15 protein-coding genes are annotated in these 16630 nt (G+C 65.7%); 3 read left to right on the top strand and 12 right to left on the bottom strand.

All coding sequences use genetic code 11. The annotated features are described in order from the left end of the window. Positions 1-38: 38 nt before the first annotated feature. From QDS12_RS18240 to QDS12_RS18250, 3 genes are all read left to right on the top strand, one after another. On the top strand, positions 39-1190 hold the full coding sequence (locus tag QDS12_RS18240) for an MFS transporter (RefSeq protein ID WP_279881628.1): 1152 nt from the start codon (positions 39-41) through the stop codon (positions 1188-1190). Between the two features lie 26 nt (positions 1191-1216). Next, complete coding sequence (rraA, locus tag QDS12_RS18245) at positions 1217-1711, top strand: ribonuclease E activity regulator RraA (protein ID WP_279881630.1); 495 nt, start codon at positions 1217-1219, stop codon at positions 1709-1711. Between the two features lie 503 nt (positions 1712-2214). Beyond that, positions 2215-3633: an aldehyde dehydrogenase family protein gene (locus QDS12_RS18250; RefSeq protein ID WP_279881633.1), complete on the top strand. Its 1419-nt coding sequence runs from the start codon at positions 2215-2217 to the stop codon at positions 3631-3633. 138 nt (positions 3634-3771) lie between these two features. Here the strand turns inward: QDS12_RS18250 and QDS12_RS18255 are convergent, their stop codons facing one another. The 12 genes from QDS12_RS18255 to QDS12_RS18310 all read right to left on the bottom strand — a co-directional run bounded on the left by QDS12_RS18255 (position 3772) and on the right by QDS12_RS18310 (position 16575). Further along, complete coding sequence (locus QDS12_RS18255) at positions 3772-4089, bottom strand: hypothetical protein (protein ID WP_279881636.1); 318 nt, start codon at positions 4087-4089, stop codon at positions 3772-3774. Positions 4090-4369: 280 nt separating this feature from the next. Then, positions 4370-5185 (bottom strand): ATP-binding cassette domain-containing protein, encoded by an 816-nt coding sequence (locus QDS12_RS18260; protein WP_279881639.1) that lies wholly within the window; start codon positions 5183-5185, stop codon positions 4370-4372. Further along, complete coding sequence (locus tag QDS12_RS18265; protein ID WP_279881642.1) at positions 5178-6155, bottom strand: ABC transporter ATP-binding protein; 978 nt, start codon at positions 6153-6155, stop codon at positions 5178-5180. Before QDS12_RS18265 ends, QDS12_RS18260 begins: the two co-directional genes overlap by 8 nt. Beyond that, positions 6152-7024 carry an ABC transporter permease gene (locus tag QDS12_RS18270; protein WP_279881645.1) on the bottom strand — a complete coding sequence of 291 codons (873 nt, stop codon included), beginning with the start codon at positions 7022-7024 and terminating at the stop codon, positions 6152-6154. The genes QDS12_RS18265 and QDS12_RS18270 overlap by 4 nt, the downstream gene beginning before the upstream one ends. Further along, a complete protein-coding gene (locus QDS12_RS18275) occupies positions 7021-7968 on the bottom strand; it encodes an ABC transporter permease (protein WP_279881648.1) in 948 nt (315 codons plus the stop codon). The genes QDS12_RS18270 and QDS12_RS18275 overlap by 4 nt, the downstream gene beginning before the upstream one ends. Then, a complete protein-coding gene (locus QDS12_RS18280) occupies positions 7969-9633 on the bottom strand; it encodes an ABC transporter substrate-binding protein (protein WP_279881651.1) in 1665 nt (554 codons plus the stop codon). It abuts the gene before it with no gap. A 522-nt stretch (positions 9634-10155) separates the two neighbouring features. Further along, entirely contained in the window at positions 10156-11301 is a 1146-nt protein-coding gene (locus QDS12_RS18285; protein WP_279881654.1) for an acyl-CoA dehydrogenase family protein, read from the bottom strand. Positions 11302-11305: 4 nt separating this feature from the next. Beyond that, on the bottom strand, positions 11306-11797 hold the full coding sequence (locus tag QDS12_RS18290) for a thioesterase family protein (RefSeq protein ID WP_279881658.1): 492 nt from the start codon (positions 11795-11797) through the stop codon (positions 11306-11308). Between the two features lie 1003 nt (positions 11798-12800). Continuing rightward, positions 12801-14006, bottom strand: coding sequence for a saccharopine dehydrogenase NADP-binding domain-containing protein (locus QDS12_RS18295; RefSeq protein ID WP_279881660.1), 1206 nt, complete (start codon positions 14004-14006; stop codon positions 12801-12803). Positions 14007-14041: 35 nt separating this feature from the next. Beyond that, positions 14042-14803, bottom strand: a complete 762-nt coding sequence (locus QDS12_RS18300; RefSeq protein ID WP_279881662.1) for an SDR family NAD(P)-dependent oxidoreductase — start codon at positions 14801-14803, stop codon at positions 14042-14044. A gap of 2 nt (positions 14804-14805) precedes the next feature. Further along, positions 14806-15372, bottom strand: coding sequence for a flavin reductase family protein (locus QDS12_RS18305; protein ID WP_279881664.1), 567 nt, complete (start codon positions 15370-15372; stop codon positions 14806-14808). 120 nt (positions 15373-15492) lie between these two features. Further along, positions 15493-16575, bottom strand: coding sequence for an LLM class flavin-dependent oxidoreductase (locus QDS12_RS18310; RefSeq protein WP_279881666.1), 1083 nt, complete (start codon positions 16573-16575; stop codon positions 15493-15495). Between the last annotated feature and the right edge of the window lie 55 nt (positions 16576-16630).

Genomic DNA, 16630 nt, shown 5'->3' on the forward strand with positions numbered 1-16630 from the left:
GACTCCACGCGATGAGCCACGGGTGGCAGGCCGCATTCGTGGCCAACACGATCGTGGTGCAGGCTGTCACCTTCGTGGTCCGCCCCAGCGCCACCTACCGCGCTCTCGAGCTCGGCGTCGGCGCGCAGTGGCTCGGTCTGATGAGCGCCAGCTTCGCGATCGTGCCGCTCCTGGTCGCGGTCCAACTTGGCCGCACCGTCGACCGCATCGGCGAACGACGCGTCATGGTCACTGGAGCTGTGCTGGCCACCGCGGCCGGAGCCGTCCTGGTCTTCCTCGGCGACTATGTCTGGGGACTGCTAGTCGGGTTTATCCTGCTGGGAACCGGGCATCTCGGCTCCGTGGTGGCCCAGCAGGCGCTGGTCGCGAACCGCACGGACGCCTCCCGCTACGACAGCGTGTTCGGCAGGTACACATTCGCCGCCTCACTCGGCCAGGCCATCGGCCCGGGACTGATCATCGTGTCCGGCCGCTCGCAGGCCATCCCCCATACCCACACGATCTTCGTCTGGGCCACCTTGCTCAGCCTGACACTGATCGCCACGGCGGCCGCCGTGCCGAGTCAGGAGCGGCCCATGGGCGCTGCCGAACGGCGTGAAGGCTCGGTCGCCTCTCTGCTGCGCCGGCGAGAACTCGTGCTGGCACTAACGGTCAGTTGCGTCGTACAGGCCGCCGTGGACATTACGGTCGTCTACCTTCCCGCGCTCGGCAGCGAACGCTCCGTGGCGGCGGGAACGGTCGGCGCACTGCTGACGGTCCGAGCAGTGGCCAGCATGGGCTCTCGACTGTTCCTCGGCCGTCTCGTCGACCTGCTGGGACGCGCGCGCCTGCTCACCACCAGCGTGTCGGTAGCCGCCGTCACCATGGCCGCGCTCGCCTTCGTCTCCAGCACACCGACGCTCTTCCTGCTCGTCCTGGGCATGGGCTTCGGCCTGGGATGCGGACAACCGCTCACCATGTCATGGCTCGCCGAGTCGAGCCCGCCCGGCCTACGCGGGCGGGCAATGTCGCTGCGGCTGACCGGCAACCGGCTCGGACAGGTCGTCCTACCTTCAGCCGCCGGCGTGCTCGCCATCGGCTCTGGAGCGGGCGCCGTGCTGTGCGCCACGGGCGTCTCCCTCGCAGCTGTCGCCGTGCTTTCTCGGAGCATTGGCTCCCCTGGTCAAGCCCCCACCACCCCAACCACCTGAGCAGCAATCTTCAGAAGGGAACCTCGATGACCCAGTTCATCCCCACCGCCGACCTGTATGACGAGCACGGCGACGCACTCCACTCCTGCGACACGCAGTTCCGTCAGTTCGGCCCAAAGTCGCGTTTCCAGGGCGAGATCGTGACCGTCCGCTCTCACGAGGACAACGCGCTGCTCAAGAAGGTGGTCAGCGAACCCGGCCACGGCAAGGTCGTCGTCGTTGACGCCGGTGGGTCGGTGCACTGTGCGATGATGGGCGACAAGATGGCGCAGATCGCCGCCGACAATGGCTGGGAGGGCGCCGTCATCTTCGGCGCCATCCGTGATGCAGACGCTCTCGGCGGGATCGACCTCGGCGTGAAGGCGCTCGGCACCAACCCGCGCAAGTCCCACAAACACGGTGCCGGCGAGACGGACGTGGTCGTCAGCTTCGGCGGCGCGGTCTTCACCCCAGGCGCCTATGTCGTGTGCGATGAGGACGGCGTCGTTGTGCTGCCGGACTCCTCGCCGTCACCAGCGTGACCGACGAACCTAGCCGGCGACCGCCTGCTCGGGCGGGCGCCGGATGGCATCCCTTGGCGTATCCGGTCAGGGTCTGGCTCATACCGGGCCGTTCGTTATACCGATGGTCCGGTCACTCCCACGGTCACTCCCCCGACAAGATCCCCGAGATGACGAACGCGACCGTCTGCCACAGGGAGAGGGTGAGGTCCATTTGCACTGGCGCCCTGGCTGAGTCGACACGGAACGGCTCCCAGCACACCGACTATTCAGCGAGGCTCCAGCGTCACCCCAACCAGATCCACTTCGAACCGTTCGCGCGGACGCGAGTGGCACGCAGAGGCAATCGGGCGGCGCGCTCAAGCAATGTGCGATCGATGGCGTGGAGAAGTTTGGTACCACGTCGGGTTCACGACCTCCTGGCGTTGGACCGCGAGTCGTCAACTAGCCCTTCGATGAAGGGCGGCTGACCGACGCTTCATCGTTCGAGGCATCCACAACTGAACGCGAGAGTGAGAGCCGAAGTGAGCACCTACGCCGTCACCAACCCCGCCACCGGCGAGACGTTGAAGGAATATCCGGAGATCACCGACGCCGAGCTTCGGGCGGCAATTGAGCGGGCGGGGGCGGCCGCCGCCTGGGCCCGCGGTTCGAGCGTGTTCGAACGTGCGGTCCTCGTCCGTGCTGTTGGCGACCTGCACTATGAGCGCCGCGAACAACTCGCCGAGATCGTGATGCGCGAGATGGGAAAGCCGTTTGAGCAGGCGCTGATCGAGGTGGACTACGCAGGCGCGATTTACCACTTCTACGCCGACCAGGCTGAGACACTCCTCGCCGATGAGCCGATCGACCTGGTCCGCGGAGGCGGCAGCGCAATCATCCGTCGGAGCCAGTTCGGCGTCCTGCTCGGAATCATGCCGTGGAACTTTCCCTACTATCAGGTCGCGCGGTTCGCGGCGCCCAACCTTGTCGTCGGGAACCCGATCCTGCTCAAGCACGCGCCCCAGTGCCCGGAGTCGGCTGAGGCGATCCACGCGATGTTCGACGACGCGGGCTTTCCGCGCGGTGCCTACGAGAACATCTACGCTACGAACGCCCAGGTCGAGTCCGTCATCGCCGACCCGCGGGTTCGCGGCGTCTCGGTTACCGGGTCGGAGCGGGCGGGCGCAGCGGTGGCGGAACTTGCGGGCCGCCACCTGAAGAAGATCGTCCTTGAGTTGGGTGGGTCGGATCCGTTTCTTCTCCTTGGCACCGACGACCTCGACGCGGTCGTGGAAGCCGCTGCGACCGTACGGCTCGAGAACACTGGTCAAGCGTGCAACGCCGCCAAGCGCTTCATCATCATCGATCATCTCTACGACGCCTTTCTCGAGAAGTTCAAGGCGGTCTTCGAGACTGCGACACCTGGTGACCCCGCCGTCCGAGGAACCGAGATCGGCCCCCTGTCCTCAGCCGCCGCTGCGGCGCGGCTTCGTGATCAGGTCGACCGGGCCGTCGCAGCCGGCGCATCTGTCGTGGTTGGCGGAGGGCAGCACGGCAACTTCTTCGAACCGACGATCCTCACCGGGATCACGCCCGGCGACGAAGCCTCCCAAGAGGAGTTCTTTGGACCAGTCGCGCAGGTCTACCGGGCCAGCGACGAGGCTGAAGCGGTAGCGATCGCGAACCTCACGCCGTTCGGGCTGGGCTCGTACGTGATGACCAATGACCAGGACCAAGCGGACCGCGTGGCCAATCAAATCGAAGCAGGCATGGTGTTCGTCAACATCGTGCTCGCTGACAGCCCCGAGCTTCCATTCGGCGGCATCAAGCGATCTGGTTTCGGGCGCGAACTTGGTCGCTCCGGAGCCGACGAGTTCGTCAACAAGAAGCTCATTCGGTCAGCGGCCCCCGGCGACGGTCCCCTCCAGCACTTCGCGGCGGGGCAGCAAGTAGGCGTCTAGTGGTCCCGGCAGCGGCCCGGGAGGCAAACCTGACCCGCTTGACAGCGAAACCAGTCAGGCGGTTGGCCGGTGACGCCCTCGCCTCCGGTGCTCGTCTCGGTGACCGTGCCATCGCGAGGGATCCGGGCAGCGCGGCCGTCAAACGCAGCCCAGTTTCTGCACGTCCTTTTCCGCCAAGCCAATGGCCCGCAGGCACTCCTTGCAGCTGGGCACCGTTGGCTCGGGAAACGCACGTGTCCAGATACGGTGCCACGTCAGGGCGGAGCGGCCGCACGCTGTCTGGGTCGTGCCCATCTGCTTCGCATGCGCGACCACACCGGCCGGCAATGCGAACGCCTTCTCGTCATCCCGGATCGGCGCGAACGGCGCCGCGACGAACCACATCGTGGTCGTCGCAGGTGTCGGCGCGGCACCGAACTGATACAGCTTGGCCTTCGATTTCGCCATGTGGGTCACCAAGTCCCTTTCGGTGAGTCGATCCGAGATCGGAACGCGCACGCGTTGCGCTAGCTCGACGGCTGTCCCGTCCCAGCCCGCCGGACCGTTTCAACTCAAGCGTGCTGAAGGGCGTCACGTTTGCCATTGACGTTGAGTGCCAGCCCACAGCATGGGGCCGCCATCGGCCGTTATGGCCAGCGTGAACCGCGCGTGTGACAGCCGCAGACACAGGTCCCGCGATGAGCTGGTCGACTGTGGCCGTCCGCCGCCGTGCCGCGTCCGGCGTCTGCGCGACCGCTCACTCGTCGAGCATTGGTCCCCGGGCCTGCCTGGTCGGTCGCCATCCCGGCTCGGGAACGCTCGCCCGCAAGGCTTGGGTGTACGGATGCTGCGGCGAGTCGAGGATCTGCGCGGTCGTGCCCTGTTCGACGATCTGGCCACGCCTCATCACCAGTGCATGCTCAGTGAGCTGACGGACGACGGCGAGATCGTGGCTGATGAGCAGGTACGGCAAACCGGTCTCCTCACGAATGTCGGCCAGAACGTTCAACACCTGCGCTTGGATCGATACGTCCAATGCCGAGACAGACTCGTCGAGGATCAACAAGCGCGGCCGCGCCGCGAGCGCACGAGCGATGGCCACCCGTTGACGTTGCCCGCCTGATAGCGCGACTGGACGCACACTCAGCTGGCGGTCGTCAAGTCCCACCATCTCAGCCAGCTCGCCGATCCGCGCGCGTCGGACATCATGCGTATCCGGCTGGTGAAGACGGAGGACCTCGTCGAGGCAGGCCCGCGCGGTCTGGCGCGGATCCAGGCTCGAGTACGGGTCCTGGAAGACGATCTGAACCTCGCCACCGCGTCGACGCCGTTCCCGTGTGGAGCGAGCCGGGACGGAACGGTCGCGGCCGCAGCAGATGATTGTCCCGCGGGTCGGGCGCTCCAAGCCGGCTATCATCCGGGCGACCGTCGTCTTGCCTGATCCGGACTCGCCAACAATCGCCAGCGATCCGCCGGCCATCAGCTCGAAGTCGACGTCATCGACCGCGACCTGGTCCCCGAACTCTTTGCGCAGCCCACTGACGGTCAACATCGGGCTGCTGCTGTCAGCCACGTTTGCTCCCGAGCAGTCCGCGCAGCTCGGTGGCCCGGACGCAGCGCGCCTCTCCCTCGTCGAGCGCGACCAGCAGCTGAGGTTCCGAGCACGCCGGCTTCTCGTGGGCGCATCGCGGCGCGAACGCACAACCCTCGGGCGCCTCCAGGGCAGACAGAGGTCTGCCGGGAATCGCGGCCAGCCGACCGGCCGTGTGGGCGACGCTTGGCCGAGCGGACGCGAGTCCGGCGGTGTACGGATGCAGCGGGTCGTCGTGGAGCAATGCGGCCGCACGGGTCTCAACGATCTGTCCGGCGTACATGACTGAGATCCGGTCACAGACCGCCATCGCGAGGTCGAGGTCGTGGCTTATGAAGAGCAGGGCGACGCCACGCTCCCGCCGGAGCTCATCGAGGATGGCCATGACTTCTGACTGCGTCGTCACGTCGAGCGCCGTCGTTGGTTCGTCGGCGAGGATCAGCACCGGCTCGACCATCAACGCAGCCGCGATCATCACGCGCTGCAGCATTCCTCCGGACAACTGGTGCGGGTAGCGCGTCATGCACCGCCGCGGATCCTCGATCCCCACGTCCTCGAGCAGTTCCAGGGCACGCCGGTCCGCCATGCGCCGCACGTGCCCCTGAGATCTCGCCTGTTCCGTGATGAAGTCCTCGATGCGCCGCACCGGATTGATGTGGGCTCGTGGGTCTTGAAAGACGATCCCGATCCGCTGGCGGCTGGCCCGCACGACTGCTCTTTCAGCCGCGAGGATGTCGCTACCCTCGAAGCGGACTCGCCCCGTGGTTGTCGCGCCGCGGGGCAGGAGGTTCATCACCGCCCGCGTCGTCATCGACTTGCCACATCCGGACTCGCCCACGAGGCCGACGGCCTCCCCCGCCGAAACCCTCAACGAGACGCCGCGGAGCACCGGAGCCATAGTGTCGCCCGTCCTCAAGTCCACATGTAGGTCGTCGACCTCGAGCAGATTCATCGGTTGCCCTCCGACGCCCGGGTCGCGAGGCGCTCGCCGGCGACGTTGAAGGCAACGACAACCAGGACGATCGCGATTCCGGCCGCCAAGGACTCACCCGGGTAGCCCTGGAGTACTCCGACCTCACCTTCGGACACCATCACGCCCCAATCGGCCGCAGGCGGCTGGACACCCAGCCCGAGAAAGGAGATCGCCGCAAGGTCGAGCATCGCCCAGCCGAACAGGATCGTTGCTTCAGCGACGATGACCCGAAACATGTTCGGCAGGATGTGCCGCAGGCAGATGGCAAGCGCAGGCTGCCCTTGCACCTCAAGCGCCGCCACGTAGTCGCGCGACCGTTCGCGCAGGGCCGAAGCGCGGAGTACCCGCGCGACGTAAGGCACGTAGGCGATTACCAGTGCCATGGCTGCCGCCGTAAGGCCAGGCCCGAAGACGGCGGTCGCTAGTACCGCCAAAAGGAGCCCTGGAAAGGCGAAGATCACGTCGAGAACCGCACCTGCGGTCATATCGAGCCACCCGCCCACCCAGGCGGCAGCGACGGCGACGAGCGAGCCAAGACTGACGGCGATGAGTACGACAATCAACGGGCCGACCATTGACGTGCGCGCTCCCGCGAGCACCCGGGACAAGAGGTCCCGACCCTCGGCGTCGAACCCCAGCGGATGGAATCCGGCCAGCGTCGTGCCGACGTTGGCGTTGGCAAGATCCACGGCGTCGGGGTCATGCGGCGCGAGGGCGGGTCCGGCGATCGCCAGAATAGCGGCGATTCCGATCACGATTGCGCAGAGCACTTCCGAGATGGTGAGCCGTCGCTTGACCCGCCGGCGCGGAGTTTCCTTGAGGCTGACGCTCGCGGACGAAACGGTCATGATGTGTGGCTCCCGAGTTTCACTCGCGGGTCCAGTGCCGCGTACAGAATGTCGACGACAGTGCTCGTCAGGACGAAGGCGACAACCAGGAGCAGCGAGATGGCCTGTACCACGGCGAAGTCCTTCGAGGACGCTGCCTCGACCAGGTAGGCCCCGAGCCCGTCGATGTTGAAGGCCTGCTCGACAACCGCCACCGCGGCGACGAGCGACGCGATGGTGACGCCCGTGACGGTCGTGATCGGTATCGCCGCATTTCTCAGCACGTGCCGGCGCACAATGAGTCGGCGCGGCAGGCCGCGCGCTTGGGCAGTCTGCACATGTTCGCGGTCTGCTTCCTCAAGAACCGATGCCCTCGTGACTCGAGCCACGAGCGCGAGAGACGAGGTCGCTAGTGCGATGGCCGGCAGGGTCAGATGCCGGATCTGGTCCAAGAGCCCGTCTCCGGCGCCCAGGGTCGGGAACCAGCCCAACCTGACCGAGAACACCGAGATCAGCACCGTGGCGGCGACGAATGACGGCGTGGCAGCCAGGACGGTCGTGGAGATCAGCATCCCGCTGTCGACGATCCCTGGACGGAGCGCACCCAGCAGCCCGATAGCGACGCCGAACACGACGACCAGGACAGCCGCGTAGAAGACAAGTTCTGCGGTCGTGAGGGCTCGGGGAGCGATGAGGTCGGTCACCGGCACACGCTGTACGAAGGAGGTCCCAAAGTCGCCATGCATGGCTCCGTTCAGCCAGTGCCAGTATCCGACGAGCACAGGGTCGTCGAGGTGGTACTTCTGCTCGAGGACGCGGATCGTCTCTTCGGGAAGCGGTCGGCCACCGGTCAACGCAGACAGGGGCGTTCCGGGCGCGAGATACAGGGCGGCGTAGATGACGATGCTGGAGGCCAGGAGCGTGAGAACGAGCATCCCGAGCCGCCGAAGCAGGAAGCCCGACACTTAACCTGCCGCCCCGAGCATCGCCATGACCGGGGCGGACATGTAGTTGAACGTTGACGGAGGGCCCGTCACCCGCTTGTTCATCACCAGTACCACGTAAGGAGCGCTGACGGGGATCCATGGCAAGTCATCCATTATCAGCTTCTCGGCTTCGACGTCGAGCTTGGCTCGTTGCTCGGGGTCTGCCTCCGACCGTGCTTCGCCGAAGAGTTTGGTGATCTGCGGGTTGTTGTACCCGGAGAAGTTTTGACTACCGTTCGGCAGTGCATAGGTGGACTCGAGCGACGCGGGGTCGGCGTAGCTCCCGTAGGTGGTCACCATCAACGCATCCAGGTTCGCGCGGGCCTTTTCGTCGACGAAGAAGTTGAAGTAGTTGTTCGCCGATACGTTGGCGAGGGTCACTTTGAGTCCGATGCTCTCGGCCGCTGCCCGCCAGGCATCTGCCTCCAGTGCGACACCGGCGATTGCGGTCGAGGTGCCAATGACGATCGTCTTCCCGTCCGCGCCCGCCTCCTTGACGAGCTGCCGTGCCTTCGTCAGGTCGACCTTGAGTTCGGGCATCGAATCCCACGCCTGCTGGAATACCCCGTGGGCGAAGCCCCAGGTGCCCGGGTTGGTGGGCATGCGGGGAACCTGTGCCGCCCCATGGACGGCGCTCTTGATATAGGTCTTGCGGTCGAAGGCGAGTGAAAGCGCGCGGCGCACGCGCACATCTCCGAGCGGGCCGGCAAGGCTGGTGACGATGAACATGTCGCTGTCGAACGAGGCGCCGTAGTAGATGTTGAGACTCGACGCCCGTTGCAAAGCTGGAAGCGAGACCACGTCCTGCACGTAGGCGCCGTCAATCTCGCCGCTCGACAGGCCTTTGGCCATCGCGCTTGCGTCCGTGACGCCTGTGAACGTGATTTGCTTGGCCTTCGCCTGCGCTGACGTATCCCAGTAGGAGTCGTTCTTGGTGACAGTGATGTCACCGCCGGCCTTCCATGTTTGGACGCGGTAGGGGCCGGTGCACATGATGCCGCCCGCCGGCGTGCCGAACGAGTCGCCGTGAGCCTGCGCGTAGCGCTTCTCGACCACCACGCCCGCAAGTGACGACAGTTCTCCCTCTAACCAGTAATCCGGCTGCTTGAGCGTGATGGTGACCTGGTTCGGACCGGTCGCGGTGATCGAACTGACCCGGTCGAAGACCTCCGTGTAGTAGCCGCCGGCCTTCGGATCGGCCGCCCGCTGCAGGCTGAAGATGACGTCGGCGGTCGTGACGGGTGTGCCGTCCCAGAACCTCACCTCGGGGCGGAGGTCGAGGGTGATCGTGGTCGGCGCCTGGTATTTGAGTGTGGCGAGTCCCGGCTTCAGCGATCCATCCGGCTGCTGTCGCAGGATCGCTTCACACAGGGTGGCGACGACAGTGTTCTCCGGATAGTCGAAGGCGACGATAGGGTCGAGCGAGTTGATGGGGCGGTACATCCCCCAGGTGGCCGAGTCCAGGTCACCGACGGCCTCCGGTGTCGTCACCGTCAGCTTGGTGCCGCGGGAATTGGTCGCCTGTGGCTGACCGCTGCAGGCGCTGAGCGCGATCAGCGCCACCGCGATGAATGAACAGAACAGGGCTTTGTGCGGCTGCCTGTGCGGACGGCGGTCGCTCCGAAAGCGGCTGAAGATGATCATGCGGATCCGCCTCCACACGTAGGCCGTTACCCCGAGGCAACAGCGTCCTGGGGCGCATGCTGCTCCGATGAGGGATCGCTGGATTGTCTTGCCGCGCCAGTAGATGTGCTGAGAGTGCCGAAGAGGACGGTTCTCGGCTCCGGCCCCTCAAGCGCGGACTTAGCCTGTCCGGCCCAGCTCAGCGAGGTGCACCATCGGGTCGGGAGCCCATCTCGGGACGATCGCAGATGTGCCTTCGCACCAGCGACCGCTGCATTGGGGACGCGGTGCCCTCCCGCGGCAGTTTCGGTGTTGCGCCGCCGTGCCGGGCACGGACGTGCCCATCGCTTGAGCCCGGTGTCGTCTCGAGACCGCCTGAAACTGACGGCGTCGCGACCCGCCTCAAGCGAACGCCTGATGATCACAATTATCGGGGCCGGGCTAAAGCGCGGTACCTCACGCGCAGCAGCGCGCGCCCCCACCTTCACCTCACTCGGTCGATGACCGAACCAAGATCTACCCACGCGGCTGTGGGAGACAGTCTCACAGTCCGAGGTCGCGGCCGATGAGCTCCTTCATGATCTCGTTCGAACCGGCCCAGATTCTCGTCACACGAGCGTCGCGCCAGGCGCGCGCGACGCGGTACTCGTTCATGTATCCGTAGCCGCCGTGCAGCTGGACGCAATGGTCGAGCACCTCGCCCTGGACTTGCGACGTCCACCACTTCGCCTTTGCTGCCTCAATAGGCGTGAGGTCGCCCCGTGTGTGGGCGAGCACGCACTTGTCGACGTACGCCTCGGCCACCTCGATCTGGGTGAACATCTCAGCCAGAAGAAACTTGTTGTGTTGAAACTGTCCGATCGACTGACCGAAGGCCTTCCGGTCCTTGGCGTACTGGAGTGTCTCGATGAGGATCTGCTTGGCATGGGCGATGTTTGCCAGGGCGCAGCCCAAACGCTCCTGAGGAAGGTTCTGCATCATGTGGATGAAGCCATTGTCGAGCTCGCCGATAATCTCGTTGTCGGTCACCCGCAGGTTCTCGAAGAACAGCTCCGCAGTGTCGGACTCGTCCTGACCGACCTTGTCAAGCTTGCGGCCGCGCGAGAATCCGGGGTTGGTCGCTTCGACCGCAAAGAGGGTGATTCCGCGAGCCTTCTTTTCGGGGGCCGTTCGAGCGGCGACCAGCACAAGGTCAGCGGAGTAGCCGTTCGTGATGAACGTTTTGGATCCGTTGATGACCCACTCGTCGCCGTCGCGGACCGCGGTCGTCTTGAGCGCCGCCAGGTCGGAGCCGCCGGAGGGCTCCGTCATGCCGATCGCGCACCAGATCTCACCAGAGGCGATGCCCGGGAGCCACCGTCGCTTCTGCTCCTCAGTGCCGAGCGACACGATGTAGGGGGCGACGATGTCGGCATGGATTCCCCAGCATGACCCGGCCGCCGCCATGACTTTCGAGAGCTCCTCGCCAAGGACCGCGTTGAAACGGTAGTCGCCTGCCTCGGCTCCGCCGAACTCCTCAGGGATCTCCAGACCGAGGAACCCTTGCTCGCCCGCTTCGAGCCAGACGTCGCGCGGGATGGCGTGGGCGTCGGCGTACTTCTCGAGGTTCGGAACGACCGACCGCTCCAGCCATGTGCGAACCGACTCGCGGAACGCCTCATGGTCCTCGTCGTAGACGTCACGGTTCACGTGTTCAGTTCTCCTTGAGTGAGTGGACGGCCGACGCGGAAACCGCGTTGGCCTCGGGTCCGGGATCGATGACTGAGAGGGTCGCGACGGCCGCAGCGACCTTCGGCGGAACTGCCGTCGGACGGCGGGTGAGGGGGTCGACGTAGACGTGGACGAATCGACCTATGACGTGGGGCCATTCGCCGTGGTGCGGGAACACGGCCAACTGATAGCTGACGCTGGAGCGGCCGAGTCGAAGCAGTGCTATCCCGACGTCGAGAGGCTGAGGAAACGCGGCTGAACGCAGGTAACGGCAATTGGTCTCGGCGACAACACCGAGTGCGCCGAGATGGGTGACGTCGCCGCACCTTTTCGTCAGCCAAGCGTTGACCGCCGAGTCGAAGTATTCGTAGTAGACCGCGTTGTTGACGTGCCCGTACTGGTCATTGTCGTTCCAGCGCGTCGACAGCTCGTGGAAGACGCTGAACGCACCACGGTTCAAGAGCTCGGCGGTCATCTCATCCTCGCAATCCCCCGCAGGTGGACCCATCCGCACGTCGTGCGGGTGCACGACCTGCCGTATGGCACGTCGCGACGCGATATCGTCCGACCCGACGTTGCTGTTCTTGAGCGGCGACGCACTCGACACGAGCCGATCGACCGGCAGCCTGTCCGCCCTTCCTTAGCGACACCCTCGCCGGGGTGTCAGGTGCTCTCTGTGCGGTCTCCATGTTTGGCCCCAGGACGCGGCGGTTCTCCGCAACGATGCTGAGTGGAGGCAGAGCCACGACGGCCGATGGCTGCGGAAGCCTGACCGACACGGTTTCACCTCTGCGGACCGTCGCGGCGTGGGCGGCTTCGAACACCTTCGGCGACCCGACGGCTTCGAAGGCTCGGTCGAACCTGTCCGCCGCAATGCGTGAAATGGCGTGGTCGAGCCGGTCTGGGCTGCGGGTGTGGGTCGCGCCGGCCTCCAGCGCGAGGTCGCCTCTGGCAGCGATCGGGTCGACCGCGAGGACCGCGTTCGCGCCTGCGGAGCCGGTCGACATCACGGCTGCCGAACCGACGCCCCCGAGTCCGAGCACGACAGCAGACTTGCCAGACCGCACCTGCGCCGTGTGATTGGCGGCGCCGTAGCCGGTCAACGTTGCGCGCCCGAAGGCTGTGCGGCACGCGGTCGCCCACTGCTTCCACGTTCCCGCGGCTTCGTGACCGAGCAGCATCGGGAGAGGCCGAACGCGGTTCCCGTCGACCGGGGGGACGTAGGTGCGGCAGGCCGCCGCCTCCGCCATGCGGACCAACAACTTATTCGTCGGGGGCGGATCGAGTTCCGGTGTTCGGACATCCAGCGGCCGCGGCCGGCGGTCCGGGAGCGTTGCCCCAGCACCATGCAGGACCGAACCCTGGGTTTTCACGGTGGACCTTTCGACTGACGACTGGTTACCGACAGACTGGATGACGTGTCGCGGACGCCCTGTGTGGTTGGGTGACGGGAAGGTGTGCCATAGGCGTCCGCACGATCAGGACTTGGCCAGCTCTCCAATTGGTGCACTGCCAGTGAAGTAGAGCTGATCTCGGGGTACGCCCCAGTGCTCGGCGACCTTCGTCAAATATGGCTCCGGCTCCATGACAGCGTCGAGGGGGTAGACGCCGGGCGCGAGGTCTGCTTCGGCGATCGTGCCTGTCGCGATTCCGTAGGGCACCCCGGTGCCGATCCTCATCGGGGCCGGCTTCGAGACACATCCGGCGAACTGGTGCACCTGCTTGCCGTCCCGTTCCCCGCTGAGCAGGACGAAGTAGGTTGGGAGGTCGCCGGCGCCAGGGAAAGCGGGGTCGTCATCGACCGCGGTTGGCGCCATCACGGCGTCGATGGTGCGCTCCCCGGCCTGTGCGTAGTCGATCATCCCCGCTTCGAGGTCCGCGGCGATGCCCGTCAGTGCGATTGCGCGATCCGAACTCATGAGGCAGACGCTGAGGGAGGAGCCGTGGGCCTTCAGAGTCGCTGGCAGAGTCACGGGCTCGGGGTGACCGACCGAGTATCCAGTGCCGGATCCGAGGCCCGGGACATCAATCCGTACCTGGTGGCGGGTGGCGCGTTCTGAGAGCTGACCGTCGACGTATGCGGGGACGGTGTGCATGAACTGCTCGAAGAAATGCACGAGCGCGGCGTCGCCGCCCTTCTCATCGGACTCGTCGTCCTCACCGGCGCGCATCATGTCCCAGTTCCGTTGGGCATTGTTGAGCGTCCATCCGACCGTGATGTCCTCGAGACTGTCGAGTCCCTGAGCGGCCAGTTTGGCGAAGACGTTCATCAGGCCTGGGCTCGCGCCGGCGCCGATGACTGCGGTGATCCCCGCGGCCTTAGCACGCTCGTCGAGGGCGAGCATGTCGACCGTGGGCTGGGCGTCGTCGCAGAGGTCGATGTACCGGACCTTGCTCTCGATCGCGGCCTCCAGGATCGGCACTCCGAACCTGAAGTACGGCCCGACGGAGTTCATGACAAGGTCGGCGCCTGCCAGGAGCTCGAGGAGCGCCTCGCGGTCGGAGACGTCGATGCGCTGAGACGACGCAGGCTGGCCGAGGGCTCGCAGCTCGGTGGCGACGAGCTGCGCGGCGTCAGCGTTGAGGTCGGCGACGATGACCTCGCTGAACGTGTACTCCGACGCCATGACCTTTAAGGCAGCATGTCCCATTCCCCCGGCACCGCCGAGCGCGATGATGCGCATGTGAAGCCTTTCTGTGGCGATCTCGCGCGGGCAAATCAGGCGAGCAAGCCGCCGTCAACCGGGAAGACGCCGCCGGTCGAGTAGGACGACAGATCGGAGGCAAGGAACACGACCATCTTGGAGACCTCCTCCGGCTGGGAGGCACGGCTGATCGGCTGCATCTCGAGCCAGGCATCGAAGTCGAACCACTCATTCTGCGCGAAGTGCTCGAGCTCGCGGTGGAACATGGGCGTGTCCACGACGGATGGGGCGACTGCGTTGGCACGGATGTTCTCCTTCGAGTAGGTCAACGCGACGGACCGAGTGATGCCGAGAACGGCCGCCTTGCTCGCCTGGTAGGCCGTGTAGTCAGCCGTGCCCTTCACGGCCTGAACCGAGGCGGTGTTGACGATGGTGCCGCCGCCGTGTTGCTGCATCACGGGGATGACCGCGCGGCAGCCCTTGAACACCCCGCCGGCGTTCGTGTCGTTGACGTACGCCCACTCCTCATCGGAACACTCAGCCGGGGGCGCGAACTCGCAGACTCCGGCGTTGTTGACCAGGACGTCGACGGTTCCATACCGCTTGACGACGTCGCCGACGACAGCCGACCACTCGTCGCTGTTGCGAACGTCGAGGCGAACGTACTCCGCCTCTCCCCCGGACTCTCGGATCTCCTCGGCGACGGCCTTGCCGAGGTCGTCGAGGATGTCGGTCACGATTACCTTCGCGCCTTCGCCGGCAAGGTGCCGGGCGTGTGAGGCGCCCTGGCCCCGGGCGGCGCCGGTGACGATGGCAATCTTGTCCTTGAGCAGCATGATCAGGCTCGCTTCCTAGTGGGAGGGATCGGCGGGTCGAATTGAGGAGTTGTGATTGGCGGCCCGCCTCGATGGCGGATGCCGCGGAAGGCGCTGCCGAAGAAGACCATGGGGTCCTCGGCTTCCTGCTCGACGTGGAGGTCGAGGATCTGCAGGACGACGATGATGTGGTCCCCCGCGTCGTGAGAGGCGTCGAGTCGGCACTCGAACCATGCGTGCGTGTCACCCAGGACGATGGCGCCGGAGGGTAGCTGGGTCATCTCGACACCAGCGAACCGGTCGCCTTCCTTGGCTGCGAGGCGCTGGGCATGGTCCTTCTGCTCGCGGCCGAGGACGCTGACGCCGATTGAGCCGCATTGACGCAGCCGCGGCCACGTCGATGAGCTCTTTTGGATACACACGCTGAGCAGCGGCGGCTCCAGCGAGACCGGCATGAATGCCGAGACGGCCATTCCGACGGGCTCGGTGCCGTCATGGGCGCAGAGCGCCACGACGCCGGTTGGAAACTTGGCGAATGCGTTTCGGAGCATTCGTCCATCAAGAGACTCGCGTTCTTGCACTTGCGTCATCTCATTTCCTCCGTGACCACGAGGGTCCCTTGTTCGTTCGGTAGACGATTTGCCTTGTCGGCGCCGCGGTCGGACCGTTGGGTTTGGGCGAGAGCAGGTTTTGCGTCAGCGGCAGATCGCTCAGTCGCCGACCAGGTCCGCGATCAGCGGCGCGACCTTAAGACCGGTGAGTTCCCAACTGCGGCGCCACGTCTCCGGGTCGGGATTTCGGGCGTGTGAGGCGCAGATGATGGTTCCGAAGCCGCCGAGGCTTTCGTAGAGCTCGCGAATCTTACGGGCGACGGTCTCGGGCGAACCCACAAGCGCGAAGTTGTCGATGAGCCATTCGGGCGTCAGGTCATCCGGATTGCCGTCCGGGCCGGCCAACAGGGCGTCGATCCCGATGGATCTGAATATCTCGAGGTTGTAGGCAGCGAGTGTGCCGAGCGAGCCGTTGAGCGCGAGTTCGCGCGCCTGGGCGTCGGTATCGGCGACGAGCCAGTCGCGGGTGATGCGCCAGTTCTTGCGAGACGGATAGTGGCCGGCCGCGATTGCGGAGGCCGCATAGGTCTCCCAGTGCATCCTGACGTAGTCGGAGTGCACGGCCTGGCTGACCGGGCTGTAGCCTCGGCGACCGGCCTCGGTCAGCGTTGGCGACTGGGGCTGCATGCCCGTCATCAGTTTCTCCGGACCACCAGGCTGAAGAGGGGTCAGGTGTGGGCCAGCGAGGTGTTCGTCGAATGCCGGCATGTCGGCGTTCCAGTACTTTCCCTCGAACCTCCATGGGCCCGGCTTGTGGAAGATCGCCTCGATGATGTCGAGTCCTTCTGCCAGCATGGCCGGATTGCTCGAGCCGGTGTCGAAGAGCTGGGCGTCGCTCGGGTAGGCGCCGGGAGCGACGCCCGCGAGGTACCGGCCGCCCGTCATGTGGTCGAGGAACAGCATGCGATGTGCCAGTGCGACCGGGTTGTGATATGGAACGAGATGTCCGAGTGCGCCGAGCTTGACCCTGTTCGTGACCTGGGCTGCGGCAGCGATCATCAGGTCGGGTGCGGGACTGCACTCCACCCCGAGGGTGTAATGCTCAGCGAAGAACACCTCGTCGAGGCCGTACTGGTCGGCCCACAGGGCGGTCTGCACCCCCCAGGCGATGACGTCCTTGAGCGGCTCCTTGCCCGCGGCATAGTCGAGGGCGAAGGGGACGTTGAATATAGCGAACTTCACGACGAACCTCCACGAGTGCTCCTCGCGGCACCGATGCTGATGGCCGCCGAGGATG

Origin of the sequence: Nocardioides sp. CER19 (assembly GCF_029846275.1) — a bacterium.
Lineage (GTDB): Bacteria > Actinomycetota > Actinomycetes > Propionibacteriales > Nocardioidaceae > Nocardioides.